10 protein-coding genes are annotated in these 12,447 nt (G+C 65.6%); 1 reads left to right on the forward strand and 9 read right to left on the reverse strand.

Annotated elements, in window-relative coordinates; genetic code table 11:
- Nucleotides 1–113 precede the first annotated feature (113 nt).
- From HL671_RS21860 to HL671_RS21875, 4 genes are all read right to left on the reverse strand, one after another.
- Nucleotides 114–1,499 carry a CmpA/NrtA family ABC transporter substrate-binding protein gene (locus tag HL671_RS21860; RefSeq protein WP_172238438.1) on the reverse strand — a complete coding sequence of 462 codons (1,386 nt, stop codon included), beginning with the start codon at nucleotides 1,497–1,499 and terminating at the stop codon, nucleotides 114–116.
- A gap of 96 nt (nucleotides 1,500–1,595) precedes the next feature.
- The gene (locus tag HL671_RS21865; RefSeq protein ID WP_012045350.1) at nucleotides 1,596–2,471 is read right to left on the reverse strand and encodes a sulfurtransferase; all 876 of its coding nucleotides are present in this window, start codon (nucleotides 2,469–2,471) and stop codon (nucleotides 1,596–1,598) included.
- A 47-nt stretch (nucleotides 2,472–2,518) separates the two neighbouring features.
- Nucleotides 2,519–3,640: an acyl-CoA dehydrogenase family protein gene (locus tag HL671_RS21870; RefSeq protein ID WP_172238441.1), complete on the reverse strand. Its 1,122-nt coding sequence runs from the start codon at nucleotides 3,638–3,640 to the stop codon at nucleotides 2,519–2,521.
- A 36-nt stretch (nucleotides 3,641–3,676) separates the two neighbouring features.
- Nucleotides 3,677–4,219: an OsmC family protein gene (locus tag HL671_RS21875; protein WP_012045352.1), complete on the reverse strand. Its 543-nt coding sequence runs from the start codon at nucleotides 4,217–4,219 to the stop codon at nucleotides 3,677–3,679.
- 248 nt (nucleotides 4,220–4,467) lie between these two features.
- Here HL671_RS21875 and HL671_RS21880 point away from each other — a divergent pair, with 248 nt between their 5' ends.
- Nucleotides 4,468–5,148 carry a TetR/AcrR family transcriptional regulator gene (locus HL671_RS21880; protein WP_041750884.1) on the forward strand — a complete coding sequence of 227 codons (681 nt, stop codon included), beginning with the start codon at nucleotides 4,468–4,470 and terminating at the stop codon, nucleotides 5,146–5,148.
- 18 nt (nucleotides 5,149–5,166) lie between these two features.
- On the opposite strand, the gene HL671_RS21885 is transcribed toward HL671_RS21880, so the two are convergent.
- From HL671_RS21885 to HL671_RS21905, 5 genes are all read right to left on the reverse strand, one after another.
- Nucleotides 5,167–5,385: a hypothetical protein gene (locus tag HL671_RS21885; RefSeq protein WP_172238443.1), complete on the reverse strand. Its 219-nt coding sequence runs from the start codon at nucleotides 5,383–5,385 to the stop codon at nucleotides 5,167–5,169.
- Between the two features lie 23 nt (nucleotides 5,386–5,408).
- Entirely contained in the window at nucleotides 5,409–6,521 is a 1,113-nt protein-coding gene (locus tag HL671_RS21890; RefSeq protein ID WP_012045355.1) for a DUF2336 domain-containing protein, read from the reverse strand.
- A 156-nt stretch (nucleotides 6,522–6,677) separates the two neighbouring features.
- Entirely contained in the window at nucleotides 6,678–8,099 is a 1,422-nt protein-coding gene (locus HL671_RS21895) for an HlyD family type I secretion periplasmic adaptor subunit (protein ID WP_172238446.1), read from the reverse strand.
- A gap of 10 nt (nucleotides 8,100–8,109) precedes the next feature.
- Nucleotides 8,110–10,227, reverse strand: coding sequence for a type I secretion system permease/ATPase (locus HL671_RS21900; RefSeq protein ID WP_012045357.1), 2,118 nt, complete (start codon nucleotides 10,225–10,227; stop codon nucleotides 8,110–8,112).
- Between the two features lie 337 nt (nucleotides 10,228–10,564).
- A complete protein-coding gene (locus tag HL671_RS21905) occupies nucleotides 10,565–12,277 on the reverse strand; it encodes a C2 family cysteine protease (RefSeq protein WP_172238449.1) in 1,713 nt (570 codons plus the stop codon).
- Nucleotides 12,278–12,447: the final 170 nt, after the last annotated feature.

Consider the following 12,447-nt stretch of genomic DNA (forward strand, 5'->3'; position numbering starts at 1 on the left):
GATAAGACAATCGCGACCGCCCCTGCCCCAAGGCAGGTCACTGCGTAGGGGTCCCCGCGTTCGCGGGGACGACACCATTGGGGAGGTCAGCAGCGCCGCGCATATCGCCCCCATCACGAGGCCTTCTTGATCTTGAAGCTGGCGACGTAATCATCTGGCTTGGTTGGATCGAACGGCTTGCCCATCACCGAGAACGATTTGTAGGAGTCCTTCGGCGGCGTCAGGCCCATCTGGGTCATGACCTTGCGGGTGTCGGTGGCCAGATAGATCTGCTCGGCAACCGCCTTGTAGTCGACATCGCCCTTGATCTGGCCCCAGCGCTTCATCTGGGTCAGCATCCACACCGCAAAGGACTGCCACGGGAACGGATCGAAATCGACACGTTTCGGGTCGGTCTTCACGCCACCAAGGCCGTCGGCATAGGTGCCGGTCAACACCTGCTCCAGCACCGTCACCGGCGCGTTGATGTAGTTGGCCGGCGCGATCGCCTCCGCAATCTGCTTGCGGTTATCCGCCTTCGACGCGTAGGCCGTGGCATCGACGATGGCGCGGGTCAGCGCGGCGAAGCTGTTCGGCGCGGATGTAATGAACTCGCGGCTGGCGGCGAAGCTGCAGCAGGGATGGCCGTCCCAGATCTCCTTGGACAGAATATGCAGGAAGCCGACGCCGTCATAGATCGCGCGCTGGCAGATGTTGTCGGGCGCAAGGAAGCCGTCGATGTTGTCGGCCCTGAGGTTGGCGACCATCTCCGGCGGCGGCACCGAACGCAGCTGCACGTCGGTATCGGGATCGATGCCGTGCTCGGCGAGATAATAGCGCAGAAGATAATTGTGCATCGAATAGTCGAAGGGAATCGCGAATTTGAGACCCTTCCAATCCTTCGGATCGCGCTTGTCCTTGTGCTTCATCGACAGCACGATGCCCTGCCCGTTGATGTTCTCGATCGCGGGCACGGTGAAGGGGATCGGCTGCGCGCCGAGCCCCAGCGAGATCGCGATCGGCATCGGCGCCAGCATATGCGAGGCGTCGTATTCCTTGTTGATGGTCTTGTCGCGGATGACGGCCCAGCCCGCGGTCTTCACCACCTCCACATTCAGGCCAGCCTTCGCATAGAAGCCGAGCGGCGCCGCCATGATGATCGGCGTGGCGCAGGTGATCGGGATGAAACCGACCTTGAGATCCTTCTTCTCAGGTGCCCCCGCTTCGGCGAAGGCTTCGGTCGCGGTCTTCAGCGGGAAGAATTGCGACACCGCGGCCAGCGCGGTGGCCGCGCCGACCGATTTCAGGAACGCGCGGCGCGTGGCGGCTTGCGGAAAGACGGCGCGCAGCACCGCCGAGGCGACGACGTTCTCGTAGCGCTTCTCCGCGGACTCCACCACCGGCTCACAGCGCAACGCGCGCAGGGCGTGCTCATGTTCGGCCGGACTGCGATGCTGGCCGCAAATACAACCGGCATTCACGCGTGAATCGGCATCGAACGGATCATCGAAAATCGACATGTGCTGCGCCCCTTTGTCACACCCGCGCTATCAGCGCCTTCGAACAGCTCGTCCGGCCGCATTTTTCAGCGGCCGGACGTGCATAACATGCAGCTTCTATGCCGCTTTGCTGGTCATCGCCGGCATCGGCAGGCCTTCCTCGATCGGCAGCGACGGGTCGCGCGACCACTCGTTCCACGAGCCGAAATACATCCGCACATCCTTCACACCGGCGTTCTTCAGCGCGAGGAACGTGTTCGACGCCCGCGCGCCCTTGAAGCAGTAGAGATAGACCGGCGTGTCGACGTTGATGCCGACGGTGGCGCATTCGGCGAGGATCTCGTCCTTAGACTTGAAGCGCGGGCCTTCGCCGGTCGGCTTCATCATGCGGTACCATTCGAGCCACACGGCGCCGGGGATGCGGCCCTTGCGCGGGCAGAAATCCTTGCCGTAGGGCGAGGATGAATCGCCGATCCACTCATCGACGTCGCGGACGTCGAGGATCGCGATCGCAGGATTGCCGACCGCCGCCAGCATGGCCTTGGCATCGATCAGGATGCTGCCCGCCTCCGGTACGATCTTGAACGAAGCCTTCGCCGGCGTCGGCACATCGGTCGTGATCGGCAAGCCCGTCGCGACCCAGGCGTCGTAGCCGCCATGCAGCACCTTCACCTTGGGATAGCCGAGCATCGTCAGCAGGAAATAGCCGCGGCAGGACTGGCCGAAGCCGGAGTTCATCGATTGCTCATAGACCACGGCCGTCTCGGCGCCCGACAGACCGGCCGCGCCGAAGGCGTCGGCGAATTTTGTCTTCAGCTCTTCGATGCCCTCCGGCGTCGACGTCGCAAGATAGGTGAAGATCTCATGGACGTTGACGGCGCCGGGAAGATGTCCCGCACCATAGGCATCGGGATTGCGGGTGTCGATGACGACACACGGCTCGGTCTTGATGAGTTCAGCGAGTTCGCCGGCAGTAATCAGAACGTCCGTCATGGCAGGCCTCTCCTGGTGGATGTGTTGGTTTGCCGTTCTCGCCGGCGTCAGCCGTCGGCGAGCATCTTGCGGAGCTGCTTGGTCGCGGGGGTGACGATCGCGACGAAATAGGCCTCGCGCAGGCGACGTTCGGCGCGATTGCCCTTGATGTAGCCGCGCGCCCCGCAATGGAGCATCGCGGCGTGAGCTGCAGCAACGCTGGCCTCGCCGGCCCGCAGGCGCAGCGCGACCACCTTGCGCCAGTAGGTCTCGTCCGTGTTGTAGGGATCACTGGCCAGGATGGCCGTCTCCTTGGCGAGCTCGTCGGCGAGCGCGCTGAAGTCGACCGGCTGTTGCGGCAGATAGCGGTTGACATGGCCGAGCGGCGCCTCGACCTCCTGCATGATCTTGATGCAGTCCTTGATCAGGCCGAGCGCCATGCCGGCCTGAAGCAAAATGAAGCCGGCGCGGATCTTCTTGACGAAGGGCCCCGCGGGATCGGCGAGGATCAATTCGTCCGGCACGAACAGGTCGCGGAACTGGATGCCATAGGTGCCGGTGCCGTCCATCGCCAGGAACGGCTGGCATGGCTGCAGGGTCACCGCCGGATCGGCGCAATCGGCCACGAACATCACGATCTCGCCGGGCGCATCCTCGCGCTCGAAGATCGTGCCGAACATGTGGTCGGGCCCGAGATTGGAGACCCAGGGCAGCGCGCCGCGCACGATATAACCGCCCTCGACCTTCCGCCCCTTCAGCTTCAGCTTCTCGATGCCGAAAAAGCTCTTCATCGGGTTGGAGAGCCCGGTGCCGCCGAGCAGCCGGCCACAGGCCGCATCGTCGAGCAGGCGATCGACCAGCGCCCGGTTGCTCGAATTCGCGATGTACCAGACCAGCGTGTTCTGGCACCACGCCATGAAGGCCGAGGCGCCGCAGACCTCGCCGATCGCCGCGATCGCGGCGATCGCGCTGTTCAGATCAGCCTCGCCATTGTCAGGCACATGGCTGCTCCAGGCGCCGACCTCGCCGAAGCGGCGGAGCACCTCGGCCGGATACACCGTGCCGGCGTCGATGCCAGCGGCCAGCGGCGCGAGCTCATTGCGCGCGATCGCCGCCACCTGCTCGACGGTCGACGGCATGGGCATCACGCCCGCCCCATCGACCGCCAGATGCTGTCCGAGTGAACCCATGACGCGTCCTCCGCTGCTTCAGGCCGTCAGCCCAACTCAGATTCCGACTTCGAGATTGACCGGACGCGTGAAGGTGTTGGCCACCGGCGACCACTTCTTGACGTGATCGATCAGGGCCTGGACCTCTTCCTTGGAGATGCCCTCGCATTCCATGTCGACCTTGACGCGCACATCGGTGAAGCCGACCGGCTTCTCGGAGACGTCTCCGGTGCCCCAGACCGCGGTGATGTTGAGGTCGCCCTCGAGCTCCAGCTCGAGCTTGTTCACGATCCAGCCGCGATGCACGGCATTGGCGTGCAGGCCGACCGCGAGGCAGGAGCCGAGCGCGGCGAGCGAGGCCTCCGACGGATTCGGCGCGGTGTCGTCGCCCAGCAGGCCCGGCGGCTCGTCGACGATGTAAGGCGCGAGATTGCGGATGTAGTTGGCGTGGCGGAACTTGCCCTCCGCGACGGTCTTGCACTTCAGGGTCTTGATGACCTTGGGGTTGGCCTTGCCGTTGGCGATGAGCTGTTCGAGCCCGCCTTTATCGATCGGTGCGAGGCAGCCCGTGAGGGCCGTCTTCTGAACAACAGCGGTCATCTGATTTCTCTCCCTGGGATCGAGGATACCGAACGGTCTGTTTCCTGCACGAAGCGTGCCAGGGAGGCCGGAAATCAAAAGGCGGAATGATCCTCGCGGCTTAGGACAAGATGGCAGAATGTGGCCCGACCTTGCCTGCCCAAGCGCGATGCACAATGCTGCTCGTCACGATGAAATTGAGCGCAAGTCCGCCTGTTGGCCGCGAGCACACTTGCTTGCTCACGCGCACAGCGATTAAGCTCGCGCGCATGGGCAAGTCAGCTGCGGGCAAACAGACAAGCAAGAAGCCGGCGATCGTGCGGACGATTGCGGCGGTTGATGAGGACTCGGCGCGTGGCCGCTTGCTCGGCGCGGCGACGCGGCTGTTCTGCAAGAACGGCATCAACGCCACCGGCATCGACGCCATCATCAGCGAGGCTGGGACGGCGAAGACCACACTCTACAAATTATTCGGATCGAAGACCGCGCTCGTCACCGCCGTGCTGGAGAGCGAGGGCAAGCAATGGCGGGAATGGTTCATCGGCGCGATCGAGGCCGGCGGCGGCGATGCCGAGACCAAGCTGGCGCGGATCTTTCCGGCGTTGAAGAGCTGGTTCGGCGAGGAGCGCTTCTATGGCTGCCCCTTCATCAACGCAGTCGGCGAGCACGACAAGGACCAGAAGCAGTTCCGCACCATCGCGATGCGCCACAAGAAGGTGGTGCTTGCCCATATCGAAAAACTGGCCCGTGAGATGGGAGCTCAGGATCCCGAAAGCTTCGCGCATCAGCTGGCGCTGTTGATCGACGGCGCGATCGTCGCCGCCATGGTGTCGCGCAATCCCGAGGTCGCCGACACCGCGGGCCTGGCCGCGAGCACCCTGTTCGAGCCGGTCAGGCTGAAGGCCGGAAAGCGCAGCAGCAGGCCGGATGCTCAGCTCGCCGCGGTGTAGCCGCCGCGGCTGCCGCCCTCAGCGGAAATAATCGCCGACAAGGTCGAGGTCGCGCGGCAGAGGCTTTGCCCCGTTCAGGCCCGCGTCGATGACCCGCCGGCAGGCCGCCACCGCATCCTCATCCCCGAGTTCATTGGCGGCTTCGAGCACGAGCCAGGCGGCCTCCGCCACGCTGCGGTCGGCCGCCGGCTCGCGGCGGAGCGGTCGTGCGGAGCCGTGTAGATCCATGCTGTTCATAACACTGTCCTTCGATGACGACGTCAGTGGGCGAGAGCACGCGGCTCGCGTCCGGTCTTGGCGGGATTCTTCCGTGACTGATAGAAATCGATGACGCTGCGCGAGGCCTGCATGTCGAGGCGGGCATAGTCGCGCTCCAGATCCTGCAGCTCGCCGGCGGTGATTCGATGCTCGCGGGCGCCGAGGAACGCCAGCGCCATGGTCGTGTCCCAGCTGAAATGCAGCGCCTTGGCCAACATCAGCAGCATCTCGCGATTGCGGTCGAACAGCGCCCGCTCGACGACATCGGCCGGCAGGCCGGACAACAGCGCCAGGCCGATCATCACCTCCTCGACCTTGTGGGCGACGGCGTAGCCGGCAATGGTGCTTTCGTGCAGATTGCCCAGGCGATGCTGGATCGAGACAGTGCGCTTGGCGACAAAGTAGTTGCGCGAGCCCGGGCCGAACTTGGATTGCAGATCGCCGGCGATATTGGCGACCGAGCTGTGGATCTCGCCGACGAGCTCCGGCCGTTCCTCCGCCAGCCGTTTGCCGACGTCGTCGGAGGCCTTGGCGATCAATTGCTGGAACAGATGACGCGGGATGTCGAGACGCCGGCCGAGATGCTCGGCCAGGATGGAGTCGTTCTCGGCACGCTGCACCATGTGCAGGAAGCCCGAGCCGGAGAACTGCGCGCCCTGGTTGCGCGCAACCGCATTGGCGACAGCGCTGTTGCCGCGCGAGGCCAGCACGTCGGTCACGGCAGGACTCAGGCTCTTGCGCTCGGCGATCGCGAGCAGATGCGCCTGGCTCTTGGTGCGGGCGTTCTCCAGCAGCGCGACATCGTCGAGCCGTTCGGATTCGCGCAGCACCGGGCCGGCGACCTCGATCGCGTCGTCGAAAGCGAGCTTGCGAACGACGCTGGCCGGCGAATATTCGATCCTCGCCAACCGATGCGCCAGCTTGGCGCGCGCTTCCGTCTCGATCTCGTCGGCGAGCCGGCCGATCACCTCGCCGAACGTGGCGATCTCCTCTTCGCAATAACGTCCCGCGATCAAAAGATCGGTCGCGTGCCAGAGCGCGCGCTCGCGGCTGTCAGCCGTCCCCCGCGCGATCGCATCCTCAAGATCCTGCAATATGGAATGTGTTTCGTTCATGATCAAAGCCGCCAGCCACAGCGAAAAAAATGTAGTACGGCACTCATACCGCCGGAACGCGAGTGTTCCGTAACGGGGCGCGTGACGATTTGATCGTGGTTTTTCGGTCAAATGCGCAAGGGCGCGTTAAGCATGCCCGGCGGCCCGGGCCGTTGCTCAGCGCTCGCGCATCGCGTCGTGGAGGTGCTCCCGCAACGGCGCCAGCAGGAAATCGATGATGCGCCTTTTGCCGGTCAGGATCTCGGCCTTCACCGACATGCCCGGCACCAGCGCCGCCGTGCGGCCATCGACGTCCAGCGTGCTGCGGTCGAGCGCGATATGCACCATGTAGCGCAGCCGCTCGCTGGCCTCGACGCGGTCGGTCTGGTCGGCCTGGCGCTCGGCGCCCTGGACGCCATTGGGATTGACCGGCGCGGCCTCGGCGTCGCGATCGACCGAGGTCACCTGGCCGCCGAGCAGGCCGTAGCGCGTGAACGGAAAGGCGTCGACCTTGAGCTCGACGCGCTGGCCGGCCTCGACGAAGCCGACATCGCGGTTCTCGACCACCGCCTCGACCTCGATCCTGTCGTCGTCGGGAACGACCGACAGCAGCTGCTGCGCCGGCGTCACCACGGCGCCCGCGGCGGCGCCGTGCATCTGCTGCACGGTGCCGTCGATCGGCGCGCGCAGGGTCTGCAGCTCGGCGCGTCGCGTCGCCTTGGTCAAGGCCTCGCCGGCGGCGCGGGCGCGCTCGCGCGCGGTGGCGAGATCGCGCATCGCCTTGTCGCGGATCTCGGCCTCGGTCGCGGCGATCTTCTGATCGAGCCCGGCGATCGTGGCGTCGAGCGCGACGATCTTGGCCTTGTTGATCGCGAGCTCGGCGCGGGTCTCGGCCAGCAATTGCTGGCTTTCCAGCCGGGCGATGATCGAGGCATTGCCGATCTCGCTCGCCTTGGTGCGGATCTCGGCGCGCTCGGCGACCATCGGCAGGGTCTGCTCATATTTGGCAACCGTCTGCTGCAGCGCCTCGCGCTCGGCGATGTGCTGGGCGCGCTCCTGCGCGAGCGCCGCCAACTGGCTGGCGCGCATTGCCAGCTGTGCCGTGAGCTGGGCCTGGGCGCGGGCGCGGTCGAGCGGATCGACGCCGACCACGAGGTCGAATGGCCCGATCTTCACGCCGTCGAGGAACGCCGCCAGCCGTACCTCGTCGAGCAGGCTCGCGATCAGGTCGCTGCGGGCGCGATCGGCCTCGGCGCTCACCGACGTCTTGTCGAGCTCGATCAGCGCGTCGCCGGCGCGCACGCGCTGCCCCGGCTGCACCAGCACCGCCTTGACGCTTGCGGTCTCGAACGGTTGCACCACCTGCGTCCGGGTGTGCGAGATCACCTTGCCGCTGGCGACCGCGACGATATCGACCTTGCCGAGGAACGCCCAGCCGAGCGCCGCAAAGGTCACGGTGCACAGCGCCAGCGCCGTGATGCGTCCGAGCGGATTGGGCGGCGTCTCCGTGATTTCGAGGGCCGCGGGAAGGAATTCGCGTTCCGACACGTTGCCGCCGCCGAACGACAGGCTTCGCAGAAGGCTTGCAGGTGTGCTCATTGCCTTCTCCTCAGCGGCCCGCGGACTGAATTCTGTGCAAGGTCGCATAGCGCCCGCCGCCGGCCACCAGCTGATCGTGGGTGCCGTCCTCGATGATCACGCCGTTCTCGATCGTCAGGATGCGGTCGGCGCTGCGCACCGTCGACAGCCGGTGCGCGATGATCAGCACGGTGCGGCCGCGCACGATGTCGCGCATATTGGCCTGGATGATGCTCTCGGACTCGTAGTCGAGCGCCGAGGTCGCCTCGTCGAAGATCAGGATGCGGGGATCGCCGACCAGCGCGCGCGCGATCGCGATGCGCTGGCGCTGGCCGCCGGACAGCGACACGCCGCGCTCGCCGATGACCGTGTCATAGCCCTGCGGCATCCGGCAGATGAACTCATGCGCGCCGGCGAGCTTGGCCGCCTCGACGACCTTCTCCATCGGCAACGCTGGATCAGCGAGCGCGATGTTCTCGCGCACCGAGCGGTTGAACAGCACGTTCTCCTGCAGCACCACGCCGATCTGGCGGCGCAGCCAGGACGGATCGAGCACCGCGGTGTCGACGCCGTCGACCAGCACCCGGCCCGCTTCCGGCAGGTACAGCCGCTGCGCCAGCTTGGCGATCGTGCTCTTGCCGGAGCCCGAGGGACCGACGATGCCGACCACCTGCCCTGCCCCGATCTTCAAGGAAACATCGCGCAGCACCGGCTGAGTGTTGAGCCCGTAGCGGAAAGTCACGCGCTCGAACTCGATCGCGCCCTGCAGCGGCGGTAGGTTCTGCTCGGCGCCGCCGCTCTGCGCCTCGACCGGCGTGTTGAGAATGTCGCCGAGCCGCTCGACCGACAGCCGCACCTGGTGGAAATCCTGCCAGACCTGCACCAGCCGCAGCACCGGGCCTGAGACCTGGTTGGCGAGCATGTTGAAGGCGACGAGTTCGCCGACCGTCATCCGATTGGCGATCACGAGGCCGGCGCCGACGAACAGCGTCAGAGCGCCGACGCTTTTGTTGAGCAGGCTGGCGGCCTGGCTCGCCCAATTGCCGATCTGCGACGCCGAAAAGGAGGCGCCGACATAGCTCGCGAGCTGCTCCTCCCAGCGCCGCTGCATCAGCGGCTCGACGGCCATCGCCTTGATGGTCTCGACGCCGGTGACGCTCTCGACCAGGAACGCCTGGTTCTCGGCGCCGCGACGGAATTTTTCGTCCAGCCGTGTCCGGAACGCGGGCGTAGTGGCGAGCGACAGCAGTGCATAGACCGGCAGGGTCGCGCAGACGATCCAGGCCAGGGTGGAGCTATAGAGGAACATCACGCCGATGAAGACGGCGGCGAAGGCGAGATCGAGCACCAAAGTGATCGAGGACGAGGTGATGAACTGGCGGATGGTCTCCAGCTCACGCACCCGCGCGACGCTGTCGCCGACGCGACGGCTCTCGAAATAGGCCAGCGGCAGCCGCATCAGATGCCGGAACAGCCGCGCACCGAGCTCGACATCGATGCGGTTGGACGTGTGGGTGAACAGATAGGTGCGCAGGCCCGACAGCACCGCCTCGAACAGCGCGATCAGCGCGAGGCCCGCAACCATCACCTCAAGCGTCGACAATCCGCGATGCACCAGCACCTTGTCGATGACGACCTGGAAGATCATCGGCGTCGCCAGGCCGAACAGCTGGATCACGAACGACGCCAGCAGCACCTCGATCAGGATACGCCGGTACTTGCCGATGGCTGAAACGAACCAGCCAAGATTGAACCGGCGCGCGGTGTCCGACAGCTCCGCGCGCTTGGCGATCAGGATGAGCTGGCCGGACCACAGCGTTTCGAACTCGGCAAAGGCCAGCAGACGCGGCCCCGCATCGCTAAGCCCCTGGATCAGGACAGCGGTCTCGGTCACCTTGCCGATCACGGCAAAGCCGCCATCCTTGAGCACGGCGAGCGCCGGCAGCGGCGTCGTCTTCAGGCGTGCGATCTTCGATGTGACCAGCCTCGCCTTGACCGGAAAGCGCGCGGTGGCGCGCAGGAGATCATCAACCGAGAGTGCGTCGCTGCGGCCAGCCTCGTGCTGGATGCGGCCGGGATCGGCGACGATGCCGAGCAGATGCAGCGACAGCGCCAGCGCCCATGCGCCCTGATCCGTACACGCCTGCATCGAATGATCCCGCCTCGTGGTTCGACATCCCCGCGACACCCTCCGCGGCTCGCGTTGGCGCGACGTTAAATCGGATGCTTAACAGGTGACGCATGGCGGCGGCGGTCTGGTACGAAGAGACCGTGCCGGCTGCACCGCCGAATCGGCCGCAAACTCACGGACGAGCGCCCGCGCACACCGGCAACCTCTTAATGAGTTGCTCGTCATATGTCCGGGCATGCACGTCCTTCCCAGGAAGCCGCGCGACGTGGATGGCCGGGACGAGCCCGGCCATGACGTGTGCAGAGAGCCGATCGCGAATCCGTCACATGTGCGCGTCCCGGCGATCAGGGGCGGATCACGCCGCCAGCGGCATCGCCAAGGTGTGCTGCTGCGAGGCCAGCGATTGCGTGAACGCGACGTTCGACGCGCCGCCATCGGTGAGCGAGGCGATCGCCTGGACGAAGCCGGATGCGGCTCCCGAGAGATCGCTGACGTCGGAGACGAGCTTCAGCCCCGAGGATGACGTGGTGGTGCTCGCCGCCAGCTTCTTGGCGTCGCCGACATTGTCGATGGTGATGGTGTCGCCGGCGGCCAGCAGGGTCGCCAGGCTGACCTCGAAGGTGGTCTGCCAATATTGGCCGGCCGCCGAGCCCCAGGGATTGCGGACCTGCAGCATGCCGTTGGCGCTGTTGTAGCCGTAGATCGACATCGCGTGGCTGGCCACGAGCGTGGTCTTGCCGGTCGAATCCTTGGCGTTGGTGTAGGACGACAGGATGACGTCGTCGCCCGCGGCGAGGCTCGCCGCGATCGTCGCCAGCACGCTCGCCGTCGAATTGCCGGTCGTGTAGCCGGTCACGCCGAACGACGAGTTGTACACCACCTTGCCCCAGGAGCCGCCCATGGCGCGGAAGTCGGTGATCTGGGTGGCGCCGGTGATCGCCTCGAGCGCGATCTCGGGCGCGCCGCCATTGCCGATCGTGGTGTAGGAATTGCCGTAATTGATGGAGTTGCCGGTGTAGACGCCGCTGGCCTGCAGCTCGGCATAGGCCTTCTCGGCGAGGCTCGCCCAGATCGCATTGCCGCCCTTGTTGAAGATGGTGCCGCCATTGGCGAGCGCGGTGTTCACGGTGACGTAGCGCGCGGTGCCGTTGACGTAGAAGCGCACGCCATAGGTGCCGTTGTCGTTGGCGGTGAACATCGACGAGATCACCGACTGCTCCTTGTAGGCGACCTCGGCGAGGCCGGCGAGCAGGTAGCAGTCGCCCAGATAGCCCTGGTTGATGTCGTTGAGGCTGGCGCCGCCCGTCGCGAACAGCGGCTTGGTCACGTTCGAGTAGGACACCGAGAACTGGGTGCTGCCGAGGACGACCTTGGACGACGGCAGATCGGTGCCGAGGAACCATTTGCCGATCAGTTCGGCGAATTGCAGCTCGGTCGAGCCGGTGGCGAGGTTGCCGAGCGCAACCGAACTCGCGGCGCCGCCCGTCCAGGTCGCGTTGGCGGCATTGCCGTTGACGAAGGCCTGGGTGATGTAGGTCAGGTAGCTCGAGGTCGACACGCCGTTGTTGAGATTGGCGGCGATCGTCTTGAGATCGGCGAACTGGCTGGCGCTCAGCTTGGTCTTGGTCGCAGCCAGCGAGGCATCGACGTCGGTGAAGACCTTGAGCAGGCCGGCATAGGTGACGGTGCCGTTGGTGATCGCCGCGGTCATGTCGGCCTTGATCTGGGCGTTGGTGAGCGTGTTCACCCAGGCCGGCACGGTGGTCTTGGTCGTGGTCGTCGCCGCGACCGTCGCGGTGCTGGTCGTCGGCGCCGCCGTCTTCGTCGCCGTCGATGTCGACGACGTGGTCACCGTCGCCGCGACGCTGCAGAAATTGCCGTAGAGCGCGATCGCCGCCGACTGGTCCGCGGCGGGGGCGGCGGCCGGCTGGGCTGCGCTCGCGGCCGAGTTGGCGACCCAGAGCGGTGTCAGATCGGGTGTGAGCCAGCTGTCGTTCTCGAAGAAACCGGTCTGGTCGCTGGTTGGGTCGGTCTGCGGCTTGCGTAGGCCCTGCGGCAGGATCGGCATTGGTCGAGGCTCTCCGTGAACGATGGGGCATGGGTGATCGTCATCGCGATCGGGTTCCCATCGTTCGCACCAGCCGTTGCGGCAAAGCTGCGCAATCCGTTCGAATTTTAGAAACTTGTCTTGATCAACAGTATGCTGTGACCGTTGAATCGGTAGCAATTTACGGATCG

Source organism: Bradyrhizobium denitrificans, from assembly GCF_013179005.1.
GTDB lineage: Bacteria > Pseudomonadota > Alphaproteobacteria > Rhizobiales > Xanthobacteraceae > Bradyrhizobium > Bradyrhizobium denitrificans.